Below are 25,811 nucleotides of genomic sequence, written 5' to 3'. Positions count from 1 at the left end.
AATGATAGATAATATCAACTTGGTTTCGCAACCTTTAATCAGAACTGCATTGCCAGACTACGTATCTGTGATCTGGTTTCTTTGAATCGATTTTCAAACAAAAAAAGTGATTTGTTATGAAACCTTTAATTAACCCAGTAAAACTAGTATCCATATCGTTTATATTTTCTATTCTTTTGACACAAATTCCGGCCCTACACGCCCAGGATGATGGGTTATCCGGAAGTGAATTGGAAAAGTTGCAAGATAGAAATATGGACTATATGGTTCAAATTAACGAAATCGTCAAAAATTATCCTGCTTTTTCCTATTCCTACAAGATGGACGATGGAAAAATACACGATGTACAGGTAACTGGAGTAGATAATGAGATAGACCGGAAAAAACTCGAGGTCGTTCTTTTCGACCTTAAAAGCAACCGAAACAAAATGAAAAGTACGGCCAACCGTGTAGGTGTCTTTTACTCTGTAGACGAAGAGGCAGCGTTTGAAGGTGGTGAAGAAGCACTGAGAACGCAAATTGTAAGTAACCTGAAATATCCCGAAACTGCCAAAAACTGGGGAATGGAGGGGACCATATTTGTGAAATTTGTAGTAGATGAAAACGGTGAAATTCCATTTGCTACGACTTCCAGCAATATTGAAACTTCTGTTGAGCGTTATCTTAAAGATCTGGAGGAGCAGGCCATTAAGGCTATTAAAGCGACCTCCGGAGAATGGGAACCGGCAGAGGTAGAGAATGTGGAAGTAGCTTCCCTATCGGTACTTCCGATTACATTTGATTTTGAAAAAAATCCCACCCTACCGGCTTTGATAAGGTAATTTAAATTTGAATAGATAGTACAACTGACCGGAAGGTCAGTCAATGGAGGGCGATTCTTGAATTGCCCTCCCTTTTTTTATAGAAAAATTTTTAGGAGAACCTGCCTGAAATCCGTATTTTTAAAAGAATGAAACCAGACAAAAACCAATTGGCATCGCAACCCTCCAATCCCCTTCATGGCGTACGCCTGGTAGACATCTTAGAATATTTGCAGGAAAAGTACGGTTGGGAGGAATTGGGCAACCGGATTAGTATTCGCTGCTTCACTCACAATCCGTCTGTAAAGTCCAGTTTAACATTTTTGAGAAAAACACCCTGGGCCAGAACAAAAGTGGAGGAACTTTATCTTCGTTCAGTAAAGTCAGATACAGAAAATACGGGAGAGCAGTGGTAGCATTTCATCCCGACATGGTACCATCTATGGAATTTCATTCATCATGAATTGCCGGAAACCGTTAAAAAAAGTATACTCAGGAGACAAAGCGTATAAAACAGTCTCAATTTTAGATACATTACCTAATTGTCCAATTAACAATTTAAAAAAACCATGAATTCACCAAAAAAAGAAATGTCGGATCCCGGCAGGCGTTCGTTTATTAAAAACGCAGCCATAGCCTCTTCCATTATTTTTGTTCCCAGGCATGTGTTGGGAGGAGTAGGGTACACCGCTCCCAGTGATCAGCTGAATTTGGCAGCCATCGGGGCCGGAGGCAAAGGTGCCAGCGATATCAAGAATGCCTCAGTTAATGGCAGAGAAAGGGTCGTTGCCCTTTGTGATGTAGATTTTTCGGGATCTGCTTCCCGGTCTGTCGAAAATTTCCCTAATGCCAAGCGGTACAGTGATTACCGGGAAATGCTGGATAAGGAAAAAGACATCGATGCCGTTACCATTTCCACACCGGATCATGTTCATGGACCGGCGGCAGCCTATGCCATGGAGCGGGGCAAACACGTGTATGTGCAAAAGCCCATGACCCATAATATCCGTGAGGCCAGGATGCTAACCCAAATGGCAAGAGATAAAAAAATTGTAAGCCAAATGGGAAACCAGGGAGGATCCAATCCCTTGCTCGATATGGTTCAAAATTGGATTGACGAGGACAAAATTGGAAAAGTATCAAAAGTGCAGGTTTGGACCAATCGTCCCGTTTGGCCTCAGGGAATTCCTTTTCCGGAGCCTGCTCCATCCAAAAAACCGGACGATCTTCACTGGGACCTTTGGTTAGGTCCTTCGGAATACATTCCATTCACTCCCAACCTGCACCCCTTTAATTGGAGAGGCTGGTGGGATTATGGAACGGGTGCTTTGGGGGATGTAGGGTGTCATCTCATTGATATTCCCTTTCGTACCCTTGGACTGAAATACCCCACCGATGCAGAATGCAGTGTTGCTTCCATCTATACCGATATGTGGACTGCCGATTACTATCCCAAAGGTTGCCCGCCTGCTTCCTTTATCACCCTTCATTTTAACGAGACGGTTAAAAGCAAATCGCCTATTGAGATGACCTGGAGCGATGGTGGTATTCGTCCTTCCCACCCGGACATCATTCCGGCAGATGACGATATCGGAGGAAACAACAGTGCGAACGGAGTATTAATTATTGGAGAAAAAGGGATCATTTCCACCAATATAAACGATAGTTCCCCACTTATGCCCAAGCTATACCTGAATGACGGTACCACTGAATTTGGGCCGGAAGTTGAGAAAAACGAGGAGCCTGAATACGGGCACCAAAGAAGGTGGGTAGATGCCTGCAAAGCGGGATTCAACAGCACGGAACACAAAGGCCTTACTTCCTCCTTCGATTACGCAGGTCCCATGACCGAGACAGTATTAATGGGTAACCTGGCTATCAGAAGCTATATGTTGCGCCGGGAAAACAGCCGCGGACAGGCAGAATTTTTCGGTCGCAAGAAGCTGTTATGGGATGGTGAAAACATGCGCATCACCAATTTGGAAGAAGCCAATCAATTTGTAGGTAGAAACTACCGAGAAGGATTCAAAGTGTAAGAAACCTACTTGAAAAACACCCAAAAACCACCAGCCATTTTGCTGGTGGTTTTTTTAATACCCGGTAATTTCACGCAGGAGGTTAAAAAATGCTTTTTTTCGTTCTGACCGGATGCCCCAGTCCACAGGAACACTTTGGTAGCCTTGTTCGAAGCCCTCGTCTTCCATTCGAAAATCAAAGAAGCCCCAGGAGGCAAAGGAAGACACCGCAGCAATGCAGTTGTTCCAGTCTTTGTCAAAGTCAAAATGATCGTCTTCATTGAATAGGATGGGCATGTCCCGATATCCTTCGATTGATTTGGTCTCATTGACCATTTCCACAATACGGTCTGGATCTGACACGCCATTCCCGTGGAGGAGAATAAAATCTGCCGCTTTTACCACGTTTGGAAGTGGAATGAAACCTCCGCCATAGCTGGTACTTACCAAGTACCTGAACCCGTTTTTTTCATTGGCTTTAACTCTTAGTATGAGTTCGTGAACCCGTTCCGGTTGAAGGATTTCGTGGGTATATCGCACATTACACTCGTTATTTACTTCTATGACAACGTGCTTGTAGGAGCGGGCATGCAACCAGTTGAGTACGTTGTCCACGGCCTGGATCACCGCCTCTTCATCTTGAAGCCGCTGATCCTGTCCAAAATAGAAAAGACCTAAGATGGGCACCATTTCCAGGCGATCGGCTTCATCCAGGATTTTTTTTAACCGACTCATGTAGGCAGGTCTCAGGTCACCTGATGCTGTGAAAGCAGAATTATGCCAGGGTTGGTTTCGACTATAGCCCTCCGGGCTGCCACCTTGTAGATTTATGGTGAAGGAGAGCATGCCATGCGCTTTCCAATCGGACATGTTTTCCACAAATTCACGAGTATTCCGATCGGGATCCCATTTCCCTGTATCTGGATATTTCCAAAGGTCCACGGTTTCCGGGTTGAGATCGTCAAAAACCCCCTGCACCAGTCGGGCATTCATTAGCAAACCCTCAATGGAATTCCCCTTCCAGGTTCTGTCGGGGTAGGTGGGCTTACCGTTGATATAGAATTTTTTCCCCTTTATCTCAACCTTAGTTTGCGCGAGGGAAGGGGAAATAAATCCTGATAGCAAACAACAGATGGCTAGACAAACCGCGGAAGTAAATGTGGGGAAGGCAGTACGAAGTATCATGGGTTTTTGATTGAGGTGGAAAAGAAAGGCCCGTCCACAGGGAACAGGCCGATTCTTTTTAAACAAAATTGGGGTCCGGATGCTGAAAAGGAGCCCGGTAGGGTCTTCTCAGTAGTCGGGTAGCTTCTTCATCATTGACAACAATCCTTTTTTCGGGATCGTAGACCAAAGGCCTGCCCAAGGCCATGGACATGTTGGCCATGATACAACTGGCGGTAGAAATATGCCCTTCTTCTATGTCAGCCACAGGCCTGCCACCTTGTTCAATGGCCCGCAGAAAATCCCGCATATGATCTCTGGTGGCCGGGGCTGCATGAAGTTCTATGTCTTTTTCGTTCAGGTCTTCGGGGTATTCCTCCCTTTCGTACACGACATCACCTTTGATGACTTCTCCTCCTCCGTGGGGAACGAATTCGTATTTGGTAACGGATGCTTTGAGCGTACCCTTATCGCCATAAATCTTGTAAGCCCAGGGATATTCGGGATCCTGAGGCGTTCCCCAGGACCGGTGAGTCCAAACGCAATCCAGTTCATCGTAATGGAATGTGGCTGTCTGGGTATCTGCTATGGTGGATTTTCCGCCTTTTTGCACGTAAATACCCCCGGTAGCAAACACGCTTTTGGGCCATCCCAAACCCAGGGTCCACCGCACCGCATCAAACATGTGCACACACATATCACCAGTGATGCCATTGCTGTATTCCATCATGGTTCGCCACCAGCGACGATGAGGAAGACCGTCAAAAGGACGCATCGGTCCCGGACCTACCCATAGGTCATAATCAAAAAAATCCGGAACAGCTTGTACCTCCGGATCACCATTGGCCCGCATGTGGTAATAGCAGCACATTTCAGCATGAGAAACCTTTCCTAACAAACCTTTGTCTACAATATTTTTTTTAGCCTCCACCAGGTGAGGGGTGCTTCTTCGCTGGGTACCAATCTGAACTACTTTATTGTGTTTACGGGCAGCAGCAAGGATTGCTTCGCCTTCAATAACATCCACGCTGATGGGTTTTTGCAGGTACACATGTGCTCCAGCCTGTATGGAATCGATGGCCTGCAACGCATGCCAGTGGTCAGGGCTTCCTACCAATACAATGTCCAGCTCGTTTTCCTCCAGCATCTGCCGGTAATGGGTGTATTTTTTAGGGGTATTGCCTGACTTTTGTCGCTGGCTGACCAGTTTTCCCGCTTCATCCAATAAGTTTTGGTCAGGATCGGCGAGAGCGATTACTTCCACTTCTGCCACTTGAATCAGCCGGAATAAATCACTTTTACCATACCAGCCGGTACCGATCAGGCCAACGTTGTACGGGACTTTTCGATCCGACCAGGGCATGGCCTGCACCCCAACGCTGCTTAGTGCCATCAGTGCGGTACCTCCTTTGATAAATTTTCTTCTGTTAAGTTTTAAAGGCTTCATTGAAATTTTAGGTTTATCCACATTAAGCCTTCAATATATAAAAATAATCCCTCAGAGAAATGGTTTTTGCTTGGATTGGGTACATTTAAGTAGATTTTCTTTTAAAGCGTAAAATCTTAATGTATTTTACGCCAAACCACCGAATAAACCCACAATGAAACCAGTTGTTGCCCTTTTAAATGCGATATTATTAGGAACTTTTTTGATCAACCCATTAACGGCGCAGGAGGACCGTTCTTTTTTAAATCCTCCCGAAGTGCTTATGAAAAAGCAATATGCACCCGGGCATCAGCTTCAAAACCGAAAATTTACGGGCATTCCCAGCCTCGCAGTAAGTAAGGACGGGCAACGAATGTGGTCGGTTTGGTATGCCGGAACAAGCCCGGGAGAAGATGAGAATAATTATGTCGTCCTGGCCCAAAGCCTAGATGCAGGAGAAACCTGGGAAGAGGTATTGGTAGTAGATCCGGATGGGGCGGGTCCGGTTCGGGCCTTTGATCCGGAAGTTTGGATGGATCCTACCGGTAAATTATGGGTGTTTTGGGCCCAAACCATCGGCATGAATGGAACCGAGGCAGGTGTGTGGGCTATGACTTCTGATGGGGGTTCCGAACCGGGAGCTAATTGGTCCGATCCAAAGAGGCTGACAGATGGCATCATGATGTGTAAGCCGACGGTTCTGAGTAACGGGGAATGGGCTCTGCCTGCCTCGACCTGGAGGCTAACGGATCACAGTGCCCGGATGGTGGTTTCCAGGGATCAGGGAAAAACCTGGAAGGTAAAAGGATCCATTCAGGTGCCTCGTGAAAACAGGGTGTATGATGAGCATATGTTTGTGGAAAAAGAGGATGGAACAATTTGGGCATTGATCCGAACCAATTATGGGATCGGTGAAAGTTTTTCATCCGACCAAGGGGAAACCTGGTCTCCATTACAACCTTCCTTGTTTGCGCATCCCAGTGCCCGGTTTTTTATACGGCGACTTCATTCAGGTAATTTGCTACTCGTAAAACACGGACCGCTCAGAGTGCGCACCGGGCGGTCTCATCTGATGGCTTTTGTTTCGAGCGACGATGGGTTTACCTGGTCCAGAGGACTATTACTTGATCAGAGGGCAGGTGTTTCCTATCCGGATGGGCAAGAGACGGAGGATGGCACCCTGCACATAGTGTATGATCGGGACCGGACCGGAGACAGGGAGATTTTACTTGCCACATTTACTGAAGAAGCCATTTGGCACAGTGCTTACGATGAGAAAATGGTTGAAATCGCCAGGGATAGAAAAACCATCAGTAGTAAACCTAAAGGTGAGTGAAGTTTAATCCGATTGTTTTTTTTTGAAATAAAAATTGGAAATTGAAAGACAATTATGAAAATGAATCTTTTTATCGGCTTTCTTTTCGTGCAAGTCCTTGTTTTTTACCCATCCATTGCCCGGCAGGATGCTACTTTCCTGAACAAAGAACCTTGGAAACGGCATGCCATTGATGACAGTTCTCTGGGTGCAGATGGCACCAAAATCGCTGATGTAAACGGTGATGGAAAAATGGATTTAGTAGTGGGCTGGGAAGAAGGAGGCGTATCCAGATTGTATATCCAGCCGGATGATCCCAGGAAACCCTGGCCCTTCCTGGAAGTGCCCTCTCCGGATGTGGAGGATGCTTTTGCCGTTGACCTGGATGGTGACAAGCAAATGGACTTGGTAACGTTTTCGGAAGGAGCTCACCAGCGGATCACCATCCATTGGGCACCCGGTAATCCTGCTGACTACCTCCATCCCAAGGCCTGGAAATCGGAGGATATTCCGGTGACCATTGGAAAAACCCGGTGGATGTTTGGAAGAGCGGTGGATATGGATGGGAAATACGGTCCGGACCTGGTAGTAGGATCCAAAGATCCTAATGGCACCATTGGCTGGCTGCAGGCACCGGAGGATCCGCGAAAGGTTTCGGAATGGGTCTACCACGAAATTTCGACCGCCGGCTGGATTATGTCCATCGAACTTCTGGATATGAACGATGATGGTAGAAAAGACCTTTTGATCACCGATCGAAAGGGAGAACTTCGCGGATTGCGCTGGTTGGAAAATCCGGGTAAACAAGGGCTTGAAGAGCAATGGGAATCCCATTTATTGGGCCTGGAGGAGGGAGAACCCATGTTTTTAGGAATAATTGGAAATGGTGCCGGGGAGCAGCCTGACCTGATCGTACCAGATTTACTCAGGGGTTGGGTTTTGTTTCAGCGGCAGGGAGATCGCTGGGATCAAAAGTTGATTCCTTACCCGGAGGGATCGGGGACGCGAGGTAAATCAGCACTTGTTGCAGATTTGGACCAGGACGGGAATATGGATTTGGTAGCGTCTTTTGAGGGAGCATTGGGAAAATCCGGAATCGTCGCATTGATGGATTATCAGGGTTCTTTTCCAGGAGTATTGGATATCAGTGGACCGGAAGGAGTCAAATACGATTTTGTCTCCCTGATCGACCTGGACGGAGACGGAGATTTGGATATAGTGACCTCGGAAGAAACAGCCGAGGATGGATCTAAAAGGGGACTGGGTGTAATCTGGTATGAAAACCCATTTAAATAAAGGAATGCCCGGCTGCATTTTTTTTGATCATGAATGGGCCTGATTGAAAGAAACCTAAGTAATACTCTACAGGCGAAGCCTACAAATGCCGCTTTGCCAGCCAAAAAATAGTAACCAGCAAAACCTAAAATACCAGGGGATAATGATACAAGAAGTTTACCTGATTGCAAGTGGAGATTTGAGATTATCTGCTAACCAAACCTGTTGGCAGGCGCAGGAAGCCATGGAATCCCGTCTAAATAGGGTTTTCAGCGACCTGGGGGTTACGGTAATCCGTGCCCACCCATACGATGAAAACAAAAAGCATGGTTTCATAGATTCCCAGAAAATGGGCATGCAGGTCTTTCGGGAACTGGATCCCGGAAAGCCACTGGTCGTGGCGGAAAGCGTCTGGCAATACTCACATCACGTATTAGCCGGACTCACCACGCATAAGGGGCCGATCTTGACAGTGGCCAACTGGGAAGGGCAATGGCCTGGCCTGGTGGGTATGCTGAATCTAAACGGTTCGCTAACGAAAGCAGGGGTTTCGTATTCCACGCTATGGAGTAGGGACTTCACGGATAATTTTTTTCTTAAAGGGCTGAAGGAATGGATTCATTCCGGAAACGTGGTGCACGATATTCGTCATGTAAGAGATTTTGACCCCTCAGTTACAGCTCTGGCACAAGCCCTGGAAACAGGTCGTCTTTTTGCCCGGGAGTTTAAACAAAGAAAAGCCATTATGGGTGTGTTTGATGAGGGCTGTATGGGCATGTTCAATGCCATCATACCGGATCATTTGTTACATGCTACGGGGATTTTTAAGGAGCGATTGAGCCAATCCACCTTATATGCAGCGATGAAAACCGTGACGGAAGTGGAGGCAAACGCAGTACTGGATTGGCTTTTAGACCGGGGAATGACTTTTTCCTGGGGAACCGATCCGAAATCAGAATTAACCCGGGAGCAGACGCTGGAACAGTGTAAAATGTATATTGCTGCCCTGCGGCTGGCTGATGAATTTGGTTGCGATACAATTGGCATTCAATACCAGCAAGGGCTAAAGGATCTAGCTCCTGCCAGTGATCTGGCAGAGGGACTTCTAAATACGACCGAAAGGCCCCCCGTATTCACTAAGGACGGCCGGGAAATCATACCCGGAAAGGCCCTGCCCCATTTTAATGAGGTAGACGAATGTGCCGGATTAGATAGCCTGCTTACTTACCGACTATGGGAAAAATTGGGATTGGAAGGCGATAATACCTTGCATGACTTGAGATACGGCGAGGAATACAGCATCGAAGGCAAAGATGAATTTGTTTGGGTGTTTTTGATCTCGGGTGCTGCTCCGGCCTCCCATTTTATTGATGGGTACCGGGGAGCGAGTAGCGAACGCCAACCTCCCATGTACTTTCACCTGGGCGGTGGGAGTCTCAAGGGGATCAGCAAGCCGGGCCACATCGTGTGGAGCAGGGTGTATATCATGAATGACCGGCTGCACTGCGATTTGGGAACCGGAAAAGTAGTGGAATTGCCCGCAGATGAAACCCAAAGAAGGTGGGAAATGACCACGCCCCAATGGCCCATCATGCATGGAGTATTGGATGGAGTTAGCCGGGATCAAATGATGGGCAGACACAAAGCTAATCATATACAGGTGGTGTATGCCCCCACTAAAGAAGAAGCAAAAGCGGCCTGTATGGCAAAAGCTGCCGCAATGGACGAACTTGGAATAAAAACAGCATTATGTGGAATAGAACAAAATTGAACTACGCACCGGTTGCAGGCCTTTTTTTTACAGCCCTGACAATCGCTGGCTGTGGAGGAGAAAAGAGTAGCTCCCAATCCGATAATCAGGATGCCAAAAAACCAAATGACATCACCGGTAACTATTATTTGCCAGAGAAAGCAACGGTAGGAGAAGGAGCACTGCTACATTCGGAGTTGATCTATCCGCTGGATGACAGACCTACTCCACAGGTGCACGCCTCCACATTGGTGGAAACGGAGGAGGGTATCGTGGCTGCTTTTTTTTCCGGGACCCATGAGCGAAATCCCGATGTGGGTATTCGGGTAAGTCACCTGGAAAATGGGGAGTGGACCTGGCCGGAAGAGGTGGTCAATGGGGTTCAGAATGATACCCTACGGTATCCATGCTGGAATCCGGTCCTTTTCCAGCCACAGGAAGGGCCTTTGATGTTATTTTACAAGGTAGGTCCCACCCCCAGAGAATGGTGGGGCATGCTGATTACGTCGGAGGATAATGGAAAGACCTGGTCCGATCCGGTTAAATTGGGTGAGGATCCTGCTATAGGGCCCCTGTTGGGTCCGGTAAAAAACAAACCGGTACAATTACCTGACGGCACCATTATCAACCCCTCCAGTATTGAGAGAGAGCGGGATGGGGATGTTTTCTGGCAGGTACATTTTGAAATCAGCAAAGATCAGGGGGAGACCTGGCAGGTAGTGGGGCCGATTAATGACGGGGAGACCTTTGACGCCATACAACCAAGCGTATTGATTCACGAAGATGGCAGGCTGCAGGTGCTGTGCAGGACCCGGCAGGATGTAATTGCCGAAAGCTGGTCGGATGATCAGGGGCAAAGCTGGTCGGAAATGGCAGCCACTTCCCTGCCTAACCCTAACTCCGGAACCGATGCGGTGACCCTGGCTGATGGTCGACACCTTTTGGTGTACAATCACAGTACGAAGGAAGGTGAGGAGCCTAAAGGCAGAAACATCCTAAACCTGGCCATTTCCGACGATGGAAAAACCTGGAATCCGTTCATGACGCTGGAAAATGAACCCAATAATGCTGGTTACAGCTACCCGGCGATAATCCAAAGTACCGATGGGAAGGTGCACATTACCTATACTTATGACCGGATATCCGTAAAATATGTGGTCATTGATCCTGCTAAAATTTAATTTTAATTTCCGGATCGTTCGTCCTTTACTTTTAATCGGAAAAATTCAGTAGTAAACGCAAAAAATGCAAAGAGATTTAAAAAAACAGCCGCTCAGGGGTATTGTTCCCCCGATGGCGACCTTGCTATTAGATGATACCCAGCTGGATCTGGGGGGTACTTCCAAACTGATCAACCACCTGCTGGAAGGAGGGGTGCATGGAATATTTATTCTGGGCACCACGGGGGAATGCACCAATATATCCTATGAGTTGAGAAGGGAATTGATTTCATTCACCTGTAAGGAAGTAAATGAAAAAGTTCCTGTGCTGGTGGGAGTGACGGATACCTCTTTTCATGAAAGCCTGCGGCTGGCTGGTGTCGCCCGGGATGCCGGTGCGGATGCCGTGGTGGCCGCACCCCCATATTACTACGGGCTGGGAGAAAAAGAAATTGTAGCTTATTTCCAAAAGCTGGCCGATGAGCTGCCGCTTCCACTGTACCTATACAACATGCCCTCTCATACTAAAACCATGCTCCAACAGGACACGGTTCAGACACTTTCCAGGCATCCAAATATTTTGGGATTAAAGGATAGCTCAGGCCAGGCGGTTTATTTCAATGCCATGGTTTATGCTTTCCGGGACAAACCTGAATTTACTTTGTTGGTAGGACCGGAAGAGATGTTGGCCTCCTCGGTTTTAATGGGGGGACATGGTGGCGTTAGTGGAGGAGCGAATATGTTTCCAAAATTATATGTGGATCTATTTCAAGCGGCAGAAAAGGGTGATTTACCCGAAGTCGCCCGCCTGCAAGCGATGGTTATGGAAATTTCAGCGGAAATATACAGTTTGGGTAGCTACGGGTCGAGTTTTCTAAAAGGCCTGAAAGCAGGTATGAACGTGTTGGGGTATGGCAATGGTCACCTCGCATTTCCCCTGACACCTTTTGAGGCAGAGCAGTTCCAGGAAATTAAAGAAAAACTCCCCCGATTGGGTGCTTTTAGCTATGGTCAAACGAAATAAGGAATATAAAAGATAGGTAAAGGATGAATCTCCCCATTATTGATTTAATTGTTTTTTTAGTGTACATGCTGGCCATTGTACTGTTTGGGGCCTCTTTTTATTTCAAAAAGCGGACCTCAAATGATTTTATTACCGGAGGAGGGAAGCTTCCTTCCTGGGCGATTGGCATGTCCATCTTCGCTACTTTTGTCAGCAGTATCAGTTTCCTGGCTTTGCCGGGAAATGCTTACCTTTCCAACTGGAATGGGTTTGTTTTTAGTCTTTCCATTCCCATCGCGGCTATTCTTGCCGTTAAATTTTTTGTACCGCTTTACCGGGGTATAAAAAGCCCCTCTGCCTATTACTACCTGGAAACCAAGTTTGGTAGTTGGGCCAGAACTTATGCTTCCATCTGTTATTTGTTAACCCAATTGGCCAGAATGGGCGCGATTATGTATTTGCTGGCATTGCCCATGAATGTGCTTTTTGGTTGGAGTATTCCGGTCATCATTGTGATAACCGGTATCAGCGTATTGATTTATGCGATAATGGGTGGTTTTGAAGCCGTTATCTGGACAGATGCCATACAGGGAATCATTTTGATTTCCGGTGCTCTTGCCTGTTTGGGGATCATCTTTTTCTCCATGCCGGAAGGTCCCGGGCAGGTTTTTACCATCGCTTCGGAAAATAATAAGTTTAGTTTAGGGAGTTTTGGATTTAGCCTTTCTGAAGCTACTTTTTGGGTCATTCTAATCTACGGCCTGTTTATCAACTTACAGAATTTCGGGGTGGACCAAAACTATGTACAGCGTTACCTCAGTGCCAAAACTGACAAGGAAGCGGTGAAATCCACCTTGTTGGGCAGTTTGCTTTATGTGCCGGTTTCCCTGTTGTTTTTCTTTATTGGTACGGCTTTGTTTGCCTATTACCAAGCCATGCCGGGATTGCTACCAGAAGATTTTAGCGGGAGTGAGCACGCTGACAAGGTATTTCCTTATTTTATTGTCAATGGCTTACCCATTGGCATGACCGGCTTGCTGATTGCCTCCATTTTTGCGGCTGGTATGAGTACCATTTCAACCAGTATTAACAGCTCGGCAACCATTATTTTGACGGATCATATTAAAAAATACCTTTTACCGGATCTTCCTGAAAAGTCCGAAATGAAGGTGTTGGTTATCGCATCTTTGGTAATGGGTAGTCTGAGCATTCTGATTGCCATCGCCTTTAACGGGGTAGAAAGTGCCTTGGATGCCTGGTGGGCACTATCGGCGATATTTAGCGGAGGTATTTTAGGATTGTTTTTGTTGGGCTATATTGGTAGAAACATTCGAAGAAAATATGCCGCTATCGGAGTGGTTTTAGGAGTGTTGCTTATCGGCTGGATGAGCTTGTCGCCGGTTATCTTTGAAAAAGGCATGGCTTTCAGGAGCCCTTTTCATGCAAACCTCACCATTGTTTTTGGTACCTTGGTTATTTTCTTCGTTGGATTTCTGCTTTCCGCCTGGGCGAATAAAAGGTAGGGTTTCAAGTTATTTTGAATAGCTCCCTTTTTTCTCGATGCCCCTGGAGGAATAAATCAACATGCTAATGATGATCAAAAGTACAAATAGCACCGCATATTCAAATTGAAGCCAAATATCAGATCGGGCTTTAATCCGGTAACTGAGATTCGTGAGTTTTTCGCCCTCTCTCAGCTGAATTTTTGATAGCTCTCGAAGGTCATAAAACACCCGCTCAAAATCGGTATTGAATTTACCAACGCTTGTTTGGTAATTCTGTTCGGACTTTTCCAAATCGGTAAAGTAGCTTTCAATCTCCAGCTTGTCGGCGACCAGGCGCTTAAATTCCTGTAAGTACTCGGCCTCTTTCGGGGTGAGGTGGGTTTTTTCAAAATCCGCTATAATATTCAGGATCTGTTCATGATAGTCCATTACCTGGTTTTTGACAGAAAGGTACTGATCCAGCGATTCCGTATTGGCAACCAGCAGGCGCATTCTGAAAAGTAACTCAGTGATATTAAAAATATAATCCTGAACCACCAATCTGTCTTCATAAACCGTCACAAAGGAAGCCTCCAACTCATCCACGTTACTTTTATCGACCAGACTTTTTGCAAAAATTAAAAATAAAACCAAGGATAAAGCGATGGCTATCTTGATTTTAAAGGCTTTGAAGGAACTGTCGCTCATGTCATTCGGGTTTAGATTATTTATTTGGATTTGCGGTGTTAATGAATGCCCGCGGCACGAAATTAACTGAGAAAACCGCGTTTTTCAATTAGTTTGAAAATAACAGGGTGGTTTTTGGTCTAACATAACTCTTTAAATAAATAAAGGAAAAATAATTCAAATTAGCAATTTACCCTGGAAGAATTAATACCTGCAGGTTAAGCGATTGGCAGGGTGAAGGTAAAGGTACTCCCTTTACCCAACTCACTTTCTACCTGAATATCTCCGCCATTGATTTTGACAAAGTCCTTGGTTAGCTGAAGTCCCAGTCCGGTACCTTTTTCTCCCGCGGTGCCATACCGGTTTTTTTCCTTTAAGCCCGGAGTAAATATTTTGGCCAGCGTCTGACTATCTATGCCTATCCCATCGTCTTGAATGGAGATTTCCCAATAGGAATCATCCACTTTTTTACTACTGATAGAAATGTTACCTCCTCGATTGGTGAATTTCAGCGCATTATTGATCAGGTTTCTCAAAATCAGGTTGCATTGCTCACGATCTACCAGACAGTCCGTGTGGGCTTCGAGATTATCGGTGATGCTGATGTCTTTCGCCTCCGATACCGGTTTGTAAAGACTCATTATTTCCTTTAGAATTTTATTGATGGATACTTTTTCCGTTTCGGTAACGATGCCCTTCATTTGTCCTTTAGCCCAGTGGAGCAGATTAATTAGGGTGAAATGAACCTGTTCTACTTCATTTCTCAATTGCGCGGACACTAAAAGGAACTCTTCCTGGGTCAGTTTTTCGTCCACTACGTATTGCATGAGCCCTTTCAAGCTGTTGATGGGGCTTTTTAAATCATGACCAACGATGCTAAATAATTTATCCTTCGTCTGGTTAACCTCGAACATTTGGTTAGCTACTTTCTCGATCTCATTTTTTTGCAGTAAGATCTTTTTATTCAGCTTTTCCAATTCATTTTTTTGCTTTGTGACGATCTCCCTGGCTTTCACCTGGGATTTGATCGATCGCAGTGCTATAAAAAAGGCAATTAACAGAATTATTAGAATGATCGTCACACCGGTACGCAGTCGCTGTTCCATTCTGGTTTCATTTTGAAGCTCCGTTTCCCGCTGCGCCTGAAGGAATTCGGCTTCCCTTTTTGCCAGCGCGTATTCGGTTGTTAGCTTTTGTATTTCTACTTTAGTGCCTTCATTCAAGATACTATCCTGATACGTTTTGTGTAATTTAAAATGATACAAGGCCTCTGAGGGATTGTTTTCTCTTTCATACAGTTCACTTAGCAACAAATGAGCCTTCTGTACTTCATCTTTCAAATGGCTTTCCAATGCCACTTCGAGACCTTCCTCAATGGTTTTTTTGGCTGTGGTTAAGTTTCCCAGCTTCATTTGGGTTTCGCCGATTCCTAATAGATCGTATGAAATACCTACTTTGTCATTTCTTTCTGTATCCAGCTCCAGGGCGGTTTCTAAATGAAAAAGCGCCTGCTCAAATTTCTCCTGCTTCAGGTAGATATCCCCGATGTTAAAGTGACAAACGGAAACCAATTGCCTGTTGTCAATATCCTCCCCAATTTGCAGGGAAGCCTGGTAGTTTTGAAGCGATTTTTCCAGCGCTCCATTTTCTTTGTACACGTCCCCAATATTGGCCATTGAATAGGCTATTCCGGGTACATTCTGGATTTGTTTGCGAATTTCCAACGCCCTATTGTGGTAGCTCAAGGCCTTCTCAAAGTCTCCTAAATCCAAAAAAACCAACCCAAGGTTACTGAGCGTCTTGCTTTGTTCGTTTTCTGACAAATGTTGCTCTTTTATTTCCAGCGCCCGGAGATAGGCCGTCACTGACTCCTCCAAAAGCCCCCGTTCGTAATAGTTTAGTCCAATACTATTGTATATATTGGCCATGCCTCGCCAATATTGGGTTTTTTCGGATAATTGCAGGCCTTCCTCAAAGAACCCCATAGCCTGATCGTACTCACCAAGAAGATTATGGTAAGCACCGATGTTACGATAAGCATCTATGATACCCTCGGTGTATTCCGCCTTTTCGCTGGCTTCCAGGCTTTTCATTCCCAACAGGAAAGTGCTGTCAGGATTTAAATTATAGTATAATTCTCCCAAATGATTGATGAAATCAATATAAGGTTTGTCTGGAGTAAAATTTTCCTTGTTTTCTATCGAATCGATTTTGGCTTTGATGGCATCAATCGCTTCTCTTTGACCGAAAGAAAAATGGGACCACAAAACAGCTAAAGTGGTTGCGGTCAGAAAAAATAGTTTAAAATTTAAAATCACTTTCAAGATTTATGGTATTTGACTTTTCAGATCAATGTTTCAATAGGTCGCAAAAATGATGCAAACATGGGAACTTGATTTCATAAAGAACACCATTCCCATATCTGTTAATTTCCTCTTATTTAATAGTTAATAATATACTAAATTTAACGATGGTTAGAAATGTTCTGATATTTTTAATTCAAATAATCCATCCGATATTCTGTCTTCCGGGTCTTGAATAGGGCTCAATTTATTCATTTTGATTTAATTATTATTCGATTTGAAATATTTGACAAAAGAAATATATGATTGGTAACCAACCTGTATAATGGCATAGAGGAATCAGGATTTAGCCCCCTGGTAATTGGCAAAAAATGACGGGTGGAAATTTCAAAATTTTGATTCCTGTTTTTTTCGGGTCAGGCATTCAAAATGCAGTTATTAGGATGATCAGGGTCAATACTCGAATTGCGCTGTTCCTTTTTCCGGCTGGCATTTTTAGAATCTTATTTTTCTTGCGGACATTTATTTTTAGTTTTACTCCTTTAACGATGAACATACCATTCCTATGAAAAATATAAATCCAAGTAGTACCCAGGCATGGAAAGCGCTTAAAGAGGCTTCGCTAACAAATATTGAAATAAAAAAATTATTTCAGGATGATGCAAAGCGGTTTGAGAAGTACCAGGTAAGGTTTAAAGATATCCTGTTGGATTATTCCAAAAACCGCATAGATGATTCCATCAGGCAATCTTTGCTGGACCTGGCCGGTCAGACCGACCTGAAAACCGCTATTGAGTCCATGTTTGCCGGGAAATTGATCAATGGCACGGAAAACAGAGCCGTACTCCATACGGCACTCCGAAATCGGTCTGACGCTCCGGTTTACGTGGATGGGAAAAATGTCATGCCGGAAATCAACCGGGTATTGGAAAAGATGAGGGTGTTTTCTGAAAAAGTTTCCAAAGGAGTATGGAAAGGCTACACCGGAAAACCCATCGATTCCCTGGTAAATATCGGCATCGGAGGTAGTGACCTGGGACCGGTGATGGTTACGGAAGCACTGAAGCCATATCAGCACCCTCATATCAACACCTATTTTGTATCCAACGTGGATGGGTCCCATATTACCGAAGTGCTGAAGCAGGTTAACCCCGAAACGACCTTATTTTTTATAGCATCGAAAACATTCACAACGCAAGAGACGATGACCAATGCCCATACAGCCCGGGATTGGTTTTTGGAAAACGCCCACCATAAAGATGAAGTAGCCAAACATTTTGTTGCCCTTTCCACGAATGGAAATGCGGTTCGGGAGTTTGGAATTGATTTGAACAATATGTTCGAGTTTTGGGATTGGGTAGGAGGGAGGTATTCCCTCTGGTCGGCGATTGGACTTACTATTTCCTGTTCGGTAGGGTTTGATAATTTTAGAAAACTGCTGGAAGGTGCACATGCCATGGATAACCATTTTCGGCAGGAACCCTTCGAGCAGAACATTCCCGTGCTTTTGGCCCTGATTGGAATCTGGAACACCAATTTTTTGGGGGCAGCTTCGGAAGCCATCCTGCCTTATGATCAGTACATGCACCGGTTTCCGGCCTATTTTCAGCAGGGAAATATGGAAAGTAACGGTAAATGCATCGATAGGGACGGAAATCAAGTCAACTATTCCACCGGACCAGTCATATGGGGAGAACCGGGCACTAATGGGCAGCATGCCTTTTACCAGTTGATCCATCAGGGCACGCAGTTGGTTCCCTGCGACTTTATCGCTCCTGCACATACTCATAACCCCTTGGGAGATCATCACCTGAAATTGATGTCAAACTTTTTTGCCCAAACGGAGGCACTCATGAATGGGAAAAGCCTGGAAGAGGTGCAGCAAGAAATGGAGAAAGAGGGGAAAGCACCTGAAATAGTCGATAAAATTGCCCCTCACCGTGTGTTTGAAGGGAATCGCCCTACCAATTCGATCCTTGTTAAAAAGATAAATCCGGCTACTCTTGGCGCATTGATCGCCATGTATGAGCACAAAATTTTTGTGCAGGGGGCAATCTGGAATATCTATAGCTTTGACCAATGGGGAGTAGAATTGGGAAAGGTTTTGGCCAAATCCATTCTTCCCGAATTGGCCTCCCCGGAAAAGGTCAGCGGACACGATGCGTCTACCAACGGACTGATCAATGCGTTCAAAAATTTCAGAAAAGAATGAGGTGGAGCCGTCCAATCAGGACCATCGGAGCTTAGGTGATCTGGTTATTGCTAATGCTTTTTTGGCGGGTTGACTTAAATCGGGTGCTTCCGGTTGCTCCAATAAGCTTTTGGTGCTTGGTAGCTCTGTTTTGTACCCTTTTTCTCCACATTCGGAAGGAGCTTTCTTTTAATTCCCGGCGCATAAGCTTGATTACGTCTTTCTCCGGGAGGTTAAATTGCCGGTAGATGGCATCGAAAGGGGTCCGGTCTTCCCAGGCCATTTCGATGACCCGGTCTGTCTCTTCTGCGGAAAGGTTAAGGCGATGGCTCATGATAAATAAACATTTTTTTCCGTGTATGGTTTTCGGGATATGGAAAAAATCAATGTGGTTTGGTTTAAAAGAGACCTTAGGCTTAATGACCATGCCCCATTGAAGCATGCCCTTGACGAGGGACTTCCCATTTTGCTGGTCTATTTTGTAGAACCCTCTTTAGTACAGGCATCTCAAAGCAATAGCCGCCATTGGAAATTTATCTATGAAAGTTTGACCGACCTGAATCAATCGCTTGCGGTAGTAGGGAGCAAAGTCTACCTATTCCATGAGGAAGTCATTCCTGCCTTTGAGCATATACAACAGCACTACCAATTGAATAAATTGTTTTCGCACCAGGAGACGGGGGTAGCGATCACCTATCAGCGGGATAAGGAAGTGAAACGTTTCTGTCTGGAGAATAAGGTCATCTGGCAGGAATGGCGACAAAATGGCGTTCAGCGTGGTAGAAAAAACCGGAAAGGCTGGTCCACTCAGTGGGAAACGTTTATGAATCAACCTCTTGAAGATCCATCCTGGCAAAAGGGAAATTTCTTGAATCCCGGTTTTCCTGAGTTTTCAGGGAGGCAGAAATCCGTAGACTGTACGAAGCATTTACCTGTTAACATGCAAGAAGGAGGGGAGAGCCGAGCGCATCAATACCTAAAAAGTTTCCTGGAAGGCAGAGTAAAAAACTATAGCCGTTTTATCAGCAAACCGGAAGCGAGCCGGAGGAGTTGTTCCCGGTTATCCCCTTACCTGGCCTGGGGAAACCTTTCGATAAGGCAGGTCTTTCAGGCAGCAGAATCCTTGCGAAAGGCTGGCAAATATACCGGACCGATCCGGAATTTCCAATCCAGGCTGAAATGGCACTGCCATTTCATTCAGAAATTTGAAATGGAAGAAAGAATGGAATTTGAACCGATCAACCGGGGATTTCTGGACTATGGGTATGAAAAAAATCCCGGGCGGCTGGAGGCCTGGAAAATGGGAAAAACAGGTATACCGCTGGTGGATGCCTGCATGCGTTGCCTTATTCAGACAGGCTATGTGAATTTTAGAATGAGGGCCATGTTGGTGTCTTTCCTTACGCATCATTTGAATCTGGACTGGAGAGCGGGAGCGGATCATTTGGCGCAGTTATTTTTGGATTTTGAACCGGGGATCCACTATCCACAATTACAGATGCAGGCTGGCGTGACGGGAATCAACCAGGTGCGGGTTTACAATCCGATAAAACAGTCCGGAGAGCATGACCCTGAGGGTGTTTTTATTAAGAAATGGGTACCGGAATTGGCCTCGCTGCCCTTTCCCAATTTCCATGAACCATGGAAAACGCCCCCGATTGAGGGGCAAATGGCGGGGTTTACCCTGGGAGAGACCTATCCTTTTCCAATCGTGGATCCGGAAAAGGCAGCAAGGGTGGCCAGAGAAAAAATCTGGAAGGCGCAATCCCTGCCGGAGGTAAAAAAAGAGGCCAAACGAATCTTAGCCAGACATACGCTGCCCTTGCGTTGGAGGTGAAATTACCAGTTATTGATACTCGTTATTACATGCTGGATATTCTCATCTGAGAGTGTTGGATAGAGCGGCAAACTCAGGGTTTCCCGGTGGATTTTTTCCGTTACAGGTAAGGATCCAGGGCTCATGCCCTTTCTGAGCGCAAGCTGACGGTGAGGAGGGGTGGCATAATGAACGGCCGTCTCGATGCCCTGTTGGTCCAGGTAAGAAACCAAGAGCTGTCTTTCTTTGGTCAATACCGTAAAAAGATGCCAGGTATGATGAAAATCCTGGATTTCGGGCTTTGGAAGAAGTACGTCGGGATGGCTAATTTTACTCAAATAATTATTTGCCAAAGCCATCCTTCGGATATTGTCCTGATCCAGGTGGGGTAATTTCACCCGTAGTGCAGCCGCCTGGATTTCAGCCATTCGGTAATTGGTACCGGCATAGGTATAGCAATGTTTTCCCGTCCTTCCATAATGCCTCAGTGCTCGGATGATGGAAGCTAATTCCGGATCATCGGTGGTAACGGCTCCCGCATCTCCCAGGGCCCCTAGATTTTTGGTTGGGAAAAAACTGTGAGCAGCCGCCTGGCCTAAATTACCCGTTTTCCTACCCTCGAACCGGCTTCCTACTGCCTGGGCATTGTCCTCAATCAATAGCATGCCCCGAGAATCTAAAAGGGAGGCAATCTCTTTGGAATAGGCAGTTCTTCCATAGAGGTGAACCATCACCATCGCTTTGGTTCTCGAGGTGATTTTTTTTTCCAGAGCATCTGCTGTCGGCAGGAAGGAAGGGATTTCCGGATCTACCGGCACAGGCACCAAGCCTTGATTGACAATAGCCAGGAAGGTAGCAATAAAGGTATTGGCTGGAACCAGTATTTCATCGTTTTTTTGAATGCGTCCCATCTCCAGGTATGCTCTGAGAATCAGTTCCAGGGCATTGGTTCCATTGCTCAGGCCGATGGTATGGCTGGTTCCAATAAAAACACTAAATTCATTTTCAAATTGCCGGATCTGTTCCCCCACCACATACTGTCCGCTACGGACCACTTCCAGGATGCGTTGGCTTAATTGAGGTTCAAAACGACCATTAACTGCCTGCAGGTCCTGAAATTTAATACGGTTTATGGGTGTCATTCGTAAGGTTTTGCAATTGTTCTGTTACATTTGATCGGTTATTCATGGACAGGAAAAGGATCAGGGTATGCGCCTCTATTTCGCTTAAAAATAAAAATCACCCCATAACCTGTCAGGAAGTGGCCCGACTATTTTTGTTAAAGTTAACTAATAAACAGAAATCATGTTAAAGTATCTTTCGGTAATGCTGCTCTTTCTGGCGGCTTCCTGTTCCTTCAAAGGGATCACCGTTTCTGAAAACATAACCTACATGGAGGAGGGATTTTTGGGAGCATTGCCCGAAAAGCAACTCAACATCTTTGCCCCCAAAAAAACCAGGCAGTCCCTACCGGTTCTGGTGTTTATCCATGGCGGTAGCTGGCGTTCGGGGAGCAAGGAGCGGTACGGGTTTTTCGGCAGACGCATGGCCCGGCGGGATATTGTAACGGTCATTATAGATTATCCATTAAGTCCTGATTACCAGGTCCAGGCCATGGCACTGGCGACCGCAAAGTCCCTGGATTGGGTGGCCGGCAATATCGCAGACTATGGCGGGGATCCGGAAAGGATTGTGGTATCGGGGCATTCGGCAGGAGGTCATCTGGCGGCACTTGTAGCGGTTAGGGACATTTATTTTGACAGCTTAGCCGTAGAAAGTCCCGTGGCAGGGGCTGCCCTGATCGATGCGGCGGGATTGGATATGTACCATTACCTGGTAAATCAAAATTATGAGCCAGGGACCTCTCATTTGAAAACCTTTACAAATGACCCCGAGGTATGGAAAGAAACCTCGCCCATTTATCACCTACATGGAGACATGCCGCCCATGCTGATAATGATGGGGGGAAAGACCTATTCCAGTATTTTGGAGGGTACCGATCGGTTTATGGAGGCCTACAGGGAGCATGTACCGAACCCAAATTATAACCTTCAAAAGAACAAACGGCATATCCCCATGATGGTGCAGTTTTTTTATACTCCCGGAAGGGCATTCCGCTGGGTAAGGGATTTTGTGAAAGAAATCGACTAAGCGTTATCCGGTCGGAAATGCGGCTTTGTCCTTCACATCGTTGGTTTGCCAACGGATTTTTAGACGGGAAATACCCTATTAGTGCTTTCCTGGAGGGTGTTATTACCGCTAGCGAATCAGTTTGCAGGCCGTTGAGAGTGAGAAAACACTTCAATTCTGGTTTCACCCTCCAACTGGTAAGGAGCCGCCAGTAGTTCCAGATAGCCATCGGCCGTCACCACCAAACCTGCGGCCGCCTTAAAATCAACCGTTTTTCCAGGGTAAAAAAACTTGCTGGACAATTTGCGAATTCGGGCAGGTGAATTTCCTAATATCAATTGATACAGGTCAGCGACGTGTTTTTCATCGTCAATTTTGGTCGTTCCTATCAGGTATAGCTGGTCTTTCTGGTCGGTAAACAAATTGATGTTTTGATAGGAATGCCATTCCGGATCCGACCAGGAGCTGCGGGGTTCCGAATCCGTGTTGATACTTATTTCCAGTGTAAACTCAGCGGTTCCCCGGTAAAATTCAGCTTCCGGACAGGTGTAGATATCCAGGTTCTTACTGTCCCAGTTGGCCACCAGCAGCCAGATTTTTTGCCGGTAGGCGGTCAGCCCAACGGCCCCAGCAGTTACCCGTTGGTATTCACCGGTTCGTTTCACGCTATACACAGGGTTAGACCAGGGATTGCTGGCATTTAGGTCATAAATGTGGACAACTGAAACGGTTCGTTTTTGATTGTCCTCAATTCCTACCGCCAGGTAATGGTCGTATATCTGAAAGCCCCCCGCGTGGCGAAAAGGAGCAGGCATCAGACTGTCTACCGACACGATACGCTTGCTTTTTGCGTCTGCCAGGGCCATGTAGCTGTGGGTTTCGGTGCTTCCACTTAGGTACAGCCCCGATTCCCCAAAACGCTGAATTCCCTGCAAGTGTCCGCCACTTGGATCAAAGGAACGCTGGTAATCGAGAAAATAGGTTCGGGTCGGTCGGGTGTCCAGATTCAGGAAGAGCTGCGCAAAATCCGGTACCAGCTGATGGTCTGTGGATTGAGCCTCCAGGGAGACTGGAAATGCAAGGAATAGCGGAACAAAAACAGCACAAACAAATTTCATTTCCTCTGGTTTATTGGAAGCTGTAAAGGTAGCGCATGGCGGGAAATAGACAAGGAAATGCTTTGTTTTTGACCGGGTTTATGACAGCCTATTCGCTGCTTCCCGGTCTCGATCGAGAAGCTCAAAGGGTGGAATAATTCGACAATGGATGCCCTCTGTAGATCCAAAGCGGGCACTTCCTACGTAGCTTATAAAACAACAGAAATTCATGGGGCGCATGTACCCGAAAACAAACATCAACTCGTATGAAAAAGACAGTAGAATTTAAACATGGGAAACTGGCAATTGACCGGAGACAGTTTCTGGAGAAGTCGGGAATGGCCTCCTGCATGGCCCTTTTTGGGGTGGGTTTTTTTACCGGATGTACGGAAGAGGAAGACCCGATGCCCGACCCCGATGGTGACGGCGATGATAGTGGTAGCAACGGTATACAAGTGACGCAGCAATCCGTGCAAATCGATTTGGAACGGAATGAAGCCCTGGCCAGTTCCGGAGGTTGGCTGCTGATTACTCAGGCTCGGGTCCTGGTCGTCAACGTAAACGGGCAGTTCAATGCACTTACATCGGTTTGTACCCACTCCCAATGCGATCGAAATTGGTCCTATGGCAACGAGGTGTTTACCTGCTCCTGCCACGGTTCCCGCTTCGATACAAGCGGACAGGTAGTCAATGGGCCAGCTTCCAGTCCGCTGAGGTCGTATTCGGTCAGCAAAGATGGGGAAAACCTGACCATTAGCCTGTCATGAGCGGGAAGCTGACATCCGTTCTTTTCCTGGTTTGCCTGCAGCTTACGAACGGGGCCAATGCGCAGCGGTACCAGACTGAAGACGGAGAGGTGGTTTTTTTGTCGACTGCCGCACTCAATGAGTTTACCGGTGAGTCCAGCCAGCTAAACGGACTGCTGGATATGGATAGCGGGTTGATTGATTTTTACATTGACCTGAATACGTTGGACACGGGCATCGGTCTTCGGGATCGACACATGCGTGACAATTACCTGGAAACAAAACGGTTTCCCTTTGCGGAATTTTCCGGAAGCCTGGAAAAACCCGGCCCGCTGGAATTTAACCAGCCAATAGAAGTGGAGGCCCGGGGTACCTTCACAATCCACGGAAAGGAGAAAGCAATGGAAATCACGGGGACCCTAACCCGGCTTTCCCCCTCGGAGATCCAGTTGGAAACCGGGTTTCAAGTAAAACTGGGGGATTTTGATATCGAAATCCCGAAACTGATGTTTTACGAATTATCGGAAAACCAAGCGGTAACCATCAACGCAATTTTAATAAAAGCTGATTTATGAATCGATCGCTCACTTACCTAAACCTAACCCTGTTGCTGCTGTTTGTACAGGGAGTTTCCGTGGCTCAACTTGAACGAAAACTGGCCAATGCCGATCGTCCCACGGAGTTGACCTTCCATGCGCCCCGGCACATCAACTTGCTAACGGTGGAGCCGCTGGATAAGAAAGTCCTGCATTTTGCCATCATGCATACCTTTGGGCCGCTATCGGGAGGACTTCGAAACCTTTACGGGCTGGATTATGGAGCCAATATCCAATTTAGCTTTGAATACGCGTTTGACGAGCGTTTTTCGTTGGGAGCCTCCCGATCGGGAAGAGATAAATTCTACAACCTCTATGGCCGGTATCATCTGGTGAAGCAAACTGATAGCGGCAGTGTTCCGTTTTCCATTTCATTAATGGGAGCCGCAGGAGTCAATACAGCTGACTACGATTTTCTACAGGAAGCTGAGCCGAATGTTAGCGAACGCAGTAGTTTTGCCGGTCAATTGATGCTGGCGAGGAAGTTTTCGGAAAAACTCAGTTTTCAACTCAGCCCCATGATGGTCTATTTTACTGACCCCTTGCCAGTCTTTCTGATCGAGGGTGAGCAACAGCTGTACCTGGCCCTGGGGTTTTCCGGAAAATACAAGGTGACCTCCATGTCCTCCCTGACCTTGCAGTGGATACCCAATTTAAATAATGGATTGCGAAACAATGTAGGGGTTGGCATCGATGTGGAAGCGGGAGGACATGTCTTTCAAATGTATTTTGTCACCTCCCCGGCACTGAACGAACAATACCTGTTGGCAGGAGGAAACGGTGTCCCTGGAGAAGAATTTCGTCTGGGGTTCAATGTAAACCGCATCTTTGCTACCGGAGGAAACTAGTACAG

General features: G+C 46.2%; 22 protein-coding genes. 15 read left to right on the top strand and 7 right to left on the bottom strand.

The features are described from left to right. The first annotated feature begins 116 nt into the window (after positions 1–116). From GJQ68_RS11080 to GJQ68_RS11070, 3 genes are all read left to right on the top strand, one after another. Positions 117–821: an energy transducer TonB gene (locus tag GJQ68_RS11080; protein WP_162417343.1), complete on the top strand. Its 705-nt coding sequence runs from the start codon at positions 117–119 to the stop codon at positions 819–821. 128 nt (positions 822–949) lie between these two features. Then, positions 950–1,216, top strand: coding sequence for a VF530 family protein (locus GJQ68_RS11075; RefSeq protein ID WP_162417342.1), 267 nt, complete (start codon positions 950–952; stop codon positions 1,214–1,216). A gap of 153 nt (positions 1,217–1,369) precedes the next feature. Then, entirely contained in the window at positions 1,370–2,836 is a 1,467-nt protein-coding gene (locus GJQ68_RS11070; RefSeq protein WP_162417341.1) for a Gfo/Idh/MocA family protein, read from the top strand. 54 nt (positions 2,837–2,890) lie between these two features. On the opposite strand, the gene GJQ68_RS11065 is transcribed toward GJQ68_RS11070, so the two are convergent. Together GJQ68_RS11065 and GJQ68_RS11060 are read right to left on the bottom strand one after the other, a co-directional pair. Further along, a complete protein-coding gene (locus tag GJQ68_RS11065) occupies positions 2,891–4,000 on the bottom strand; it encodes a hypothetical protein (protein WP_162417340.1) in 1,110 nt (369 codons plus the stop codon). A 58-nt stretch (positions 4,001–4,058) separates the two neighbouring features. Then, complete coding sequence (locus GJQ68_RS11060; protein WP_162417339.1) at positions 4,059–5,426, bottom strand: Gfo/Idh/MocA family protein; 1,368 nt, start codon at positions 5,424–5,426, stop codon at positions 4,059–4,061. 262 nt (positions 5,427–5,688) lie between these two features. Here GJQ68_RS11060 and GJQ68_RS11055 point away from each other — a divergent pair, with 262 nt between their 5' ends. The 6 genes from GJQ68_RS11055 (at position 5,689) to GJQ68_RS11030 (ending at position 13,431) form a co-directional block, all read left to right on the top strand. Then, positions 5,689–6,741 (top strand): sialidase family protein, encoded by a 1,053-nt coding sequence (locus GJQ68_RS11055; protein ID WP_202927917.1) that lies wholly within the window; start codon positions 5,689–5,691, stop codon positions 6,739–6,741. Positions 6,742–6,801: 60 nt separating this feature from the next. After that, positions 6,802–8,016: an FG-GAP repeat domain-containing protein gene (locus GJQ68_RS11050; RefSeq protein ID WP_235941411.1), complete on the top strand. Its 1,215-nt coding sequence runs from the start codon at positions 6,802–6,804 to the stop codon at positions 8,014–8,016. A 142-nt stretch (positions 8,017–8,158) separates the two neighbouring features. Further along, a complete protein-coding gene (locus tag GJQ68_RS11045) occupies positions 8,159–9,766 on the top strand; it encodes a fucose isomerase (RefSeq protein ID WP_162417337.1) in 1,608 nt (535 codons plus the stop codon). Beyond that, positions 9,745–10,926, top strand: coding sequence for a sialidase family protein (locus GJQ68_RS11040; RefSeq protein WP_162417336.1), 1,182 nt, complete (start codon positions 9,745–9,747; stop codon positions 10,924–10,926). The genes GJQ68_RS11045 and GJQ68_RS11040 overlap by 22 nt, the downstream gene beginning before the upstream one ends. Before the next feature lie 64 nt (positions 10,927–10,990). Next, positions 10,991–11,929, top strand: a complete 939-nt coding sequence (locus GJQ68_RS11035) for a dihydrodipicolinate synthase family protein (protein ID WP_162417335.1) — start codon at positions 10,991–10,993, stop codon at positions 11,927–11,929. Positions 11,930–11,952: 23 nt separating this feature from the next. Beyond that, positions 11,953–13,431 carry a sodium:solute symporter gene (locus GJQ68_RS11030; RefSeq protein ID WP_162417334.1) on the top strand — a complete coding sequence of 493 codons (1,479 nt, stop codon included), beginning with the start codon at positions 11,953–11,955 and terminating at the stop codon, positions 13,429–13,431. Positions 13,432–13,440: 9 nt separating this feature from the next. On the opposite strand, the gene GJQ68_RS11025 is transcribed toward GJQ68_RS11030, so the two are convergent. Together GJQ68_RS11025 and GJQ68_RS11020 are read right to left on the bottom strand one after the other, a co-directional pair. Next, positions 13,441–14,100, bottom strand: coding sequence for an MCP four helix bundle domain-containing protein (locus tag GJQ68_RS11025; RefSeq protein ID WP_162417333.1), 660 nt, complete (start codon positions 14,098–14,100; stop codon positions 13,441–13,443). Between the two features lie 197 nt (positions 14,101–14,297). Then, a complete protein-coding gene (locus tag GJQ68_RS11020) occupies positions 14,298–16,397 on the bottom strand; it encodes a tetratricopeptide repeat-containing sensor histidine kinase (RefSeq protein WP_235941428.1) in 2,100 nt (699 codons plus the stop codon). Between the two features lie 550 nt (positions 16,398–16,947). Between GJQ68_RS11020 and pgi the strand changes: the two genes are divergently transcribed. Continuing rightward, a complete protein-coding gene (gene pgi, locus GJQ68_RS11015) occupies positions 16,948–18,594 on the top strand; it encodes a glucose-6-phosphate isomerase (RefSeq protein ID WP_162417331.1) in 1,647 nt (548 codons plus the stop codon). A gap of 31 nt (positions 18,595–18,625) precedes the next feature. On the opposite strand, the gene GJQ68_RS11010 is transcribed toward pgi, so the two are convergent. Next, positions 18,626–18,907 (bottom strand): TIGR03643 family protein, encoded by a 282-nt coding sequence (locus GJQ68_RS11010; RefSeq protein ID WP_162417330.1) that lies wholly within the window; start codon positions 18,905–18,907, stop codon positions 18,626–18,628. Positions 18,908–18,946: 39 nt separating this feature from the next. Between GJQ68_RS11010 and GJQ68_RS11005 the strand changes: the two genes are divergently transcribed. Beyond that, positions 18,947–20,410 (top strand): cryptochrome/deoxyribodipyrimidine photo-lyase family protein, encoded by a 1,464-nt coding sequence (locus tag GJQ68_RS11005; protein ID WP_162417329.1) that lies wholly within the window; start codon positions 18,947–18,949, stop codon positions 20,408–20,410. A gap of 2 nt (positions 20,411–20,412) precedes the next feature. Here GJQ68_RS11005 and GJQ68_RS11000 read toward each other — a convergent pair whose 3' ends face one another. Further along, positions 20,413–21,531 carry a DegT/DnrJ/EryC1/StrS family aminotransferase gene (locus GJQ68_RS11000; RefSeq protein WP_162417328.1) on the bottom strand — a complete coding sequence of 373 codons (1,119 nt, stop codon included), beginning with the start codon at positions 21,529–21,531 and terminating at the stop codon, positions 20,413–20,415. Positions 21,532–21,694: 163 nt separating this feature from the next. Here GJQ68_RS11000 and GJQ68_RS10995 point away from each other — a divergent pair, with 163 nt between their 5' ends. Further along, positions 21,695–22,540 carry an alpha/beta hydrolase gene (locus GJQ68_RS10995; protein WP_162417327.1) on the top strand — a complete coding sequence of 282 codons (846 nt, stop codon included), beginning with the start codon at positions 21,695–21,697 and terminating at the stop codon, positions 22,538–22,540. A gap of 116 nt (positions 22,541–22,656) precedes the next feature. Here GJQ68_RS10995 and GJQ68_RS10990 read toward each other — a convergent pair whose 3' ends face one another. Further along, entirely contained in the window at positions 22,657–23,637 is a 981-nt protein-coding gene (locus tag GJQ68_RS10990) for a hypothetical protein (RefSeq protein ID WP_162417326.1), read from the bottom strand. Between the two features lie 245 nt (positions 23,638–23,882). Here GJQ68_RS10990 and GJQ68_RS10985 point away from each other — a divergent pair, with 245 nt between their 5' ends. From GJQ68_RS10985 to GJQ68_RS10975, 3 genes are read left to right on the top strand one after another with little or no spacing between them, the layout of a single operon-like run. Next, on the top strand, positions 23,883–24,383 hold the full coding sequence (locus GJQ68_RS10985) for a QcrA and Rieske domain-containing protein (RefSeq protein WP_162417325.1): 501 nt from the start codon (positions 23,883–23,885) through the stop codon (positions 24,381–24,383). Then, on the top strand, positions 24,380–24,937 hold the full coding sequence (locus tag GJQ68_RS10980) for a YceI family protein (RefSeq protein WP_162417324.1): 558 nt from the start codon (positions 24,380–24,382) through the stop codon (positions 24,935–24,937). Before GJQ68_RS10985 ends, GJQ68_RS10980 begins: the two co-directional genes overlap by 4 nt. Beyond that, complete coding sequence (locus tag GJQ68_RS10975; RefSeq protein WP_162417323.1) at positions 24,934–25,806, top strand: DUF5777 family beta-barrel protein; 873 nt, start codon at positions 24,934–24,936, stop codon at positions 25,804–25,806. The genes GJQ68_RS10980 and GJQ68_RS10975 overlap by 4 nt, the downstream gene beginning before the upstream one ends. The last annotated feature ends 5 nt before the right edge of the window (positions 25,807–25,811 follow it).

The sequence above is a fragment of the Cyclobacterium roseum genome, assembly GCF_010119225.1.
Classification (GTDB): Bacteria; Bacteroidota; Bacteroidia; order Cytophagales; family Cyclobacteriaceae; genus Cyclobacterium; species Cyclobacterium roseum.
This window is presented reverse-complemented; position numbering and strand designations above follow the sequence as displayed.

Coding starts and splice junctions, on each gene's coding strand:
- GJQ68_RS11070 (WP_162417341.1), top strand. CDS start 1,370: ATGAATTCACCAAAAAAAGAAATGTCGGATCCCGGCAGGCGTTCGTTT.
- GJQ68_RS10975 (WP_162417323.1), top strand. CDS start 24,934: ATGAATCGATCGCTCACTTACCTAAACCTAACCCTGTTGCTGCTGTTT.
- GJQ68_RS11045 (WP_162417337.1), top strand. CDS start 8,159: ATGATACAAGAAGTTTACCTGATTGCAAGTGGAGATTTGAGATTATCT.
- GJQ68_RS11005 (WP_162417329.1), top strand. CDS start 18,947: ATGGAAAAAATCAATGTGGTTTGGTTTAAAAGAGACCTTAGGCTTAAT.
- GJQ68_RS10985 (WP_162417325.1), top strand. CDS start 23,883: ATGAAAAAGACAGTAGAATTTAAACATGGGAAACTGGCAATTGACCGG.
- GJQ68_RS11000 (WP_162417328.1), bottom strand. CDS start 21,531: ATGACACCCATAAACCGTATTAAATTTCAGGACCTGCAGGCAGTTAAT.
- pgi (WP_162417331.1), top strand. CDS start 16,948: ATGAAAAATATAAATCCAAGTAGTACCCAGGCATGGAAAGCGCTTAAA.
- GJQ68_RS11025 (WP_162417333.1), bottom strand. CDS start 14,100: ATGAGCGACAGTTCCTTCAAAGCCTTTAAAATCAAGATAGCCATCGCT.
- GJQ68_RS11060 (WP_162417339.1), bottom strand. CDS start 5,426: ATGAAGCCTTTAAAACTTAACAGAAGAAAATTTATCAAAGGAGGTACC.
- GJQ68_RS11040 (WP_162417336.1), top strand. CDS start 9,745: ATGTGGAATAGAACAAAATTGAACTACGCACCGGTTGCAGGCCTTTTT.
- GJQ68_RS11035 (WP_162417335.1), top strand. CDS start 10,991: ATGCAAAGAGATTTAAAAAAACAGCCGCTCAGGGGTATTGTTCCCCCG.
- GJQ68_RS11080 (WP_162417343.1), top strand. CDS start 117: ATGAAACCTTTAATTAACCCAGTAAAACTAGTATCCATATCGTTTATA.
- GJQ68_RS10980 (WP_162417324.1), top strand. CDS start 24,380: ATGAGCGGGAAGCTGACATCCGTTCTTTTCCTGGTTTGCCTGCAGCTT.
- GJQ68_RS11030 (WP_162417334.1), top strand. CDS start 11,953: ATGAATCTCCCCATTATTGATTTAATTGTTTTTTTAGTGTACATGCTG.
- GJQ68_RS10990 (WP_162417326.1), bottom strand. CDS start 23,637: ATGAAATTTGTTTGTGCTGTTTTTGTTCCGCTATTCCTTGCATTTCCA.
- GJQ68_RS11050 (WP_235941411.1), top strand. CDS start 6,802: ATGAATCTTTTTATCGGCTTTCTTTTCGTGCAAGTCCTTGTTTTTTAC.
- GJQ68_RS11065 (WP_162417340.1), bottom strand. CDS start 4,000: ATGATACTTCGTACTGCCTTCCCCACATTTACTTCCGCGGTTTGTCTA.
- GJQ68_RS10995 (WP_162417327.1), top strand. CDS start 21,695: ATGTTAAAGTATCTTTCGGTAATGCTGCTCTTTCTGGCGGCTTCCTGT.
- GJQ68_RS11075 (WP_162417342.1), top strand. CDS start 950: ATGAAACCAGACAAAAACCAATTGGCATCGCAACCCTCCAATCCCCTT.
- GJQ68_RS11055 (WP_202927917.1), top strand. CDS start 5,689: ATGAAAAAGCAATATGCACCCGGGCATCAGCTTCAAAACCGAAAATTT.
- GJQ68_RS11010 (WP_162417330.1), bottom strand. CDS start 18,907: ATGAGCCATCGCCTTAACCTTTCCGCAGAAGAGACAGACCGGGTCATC.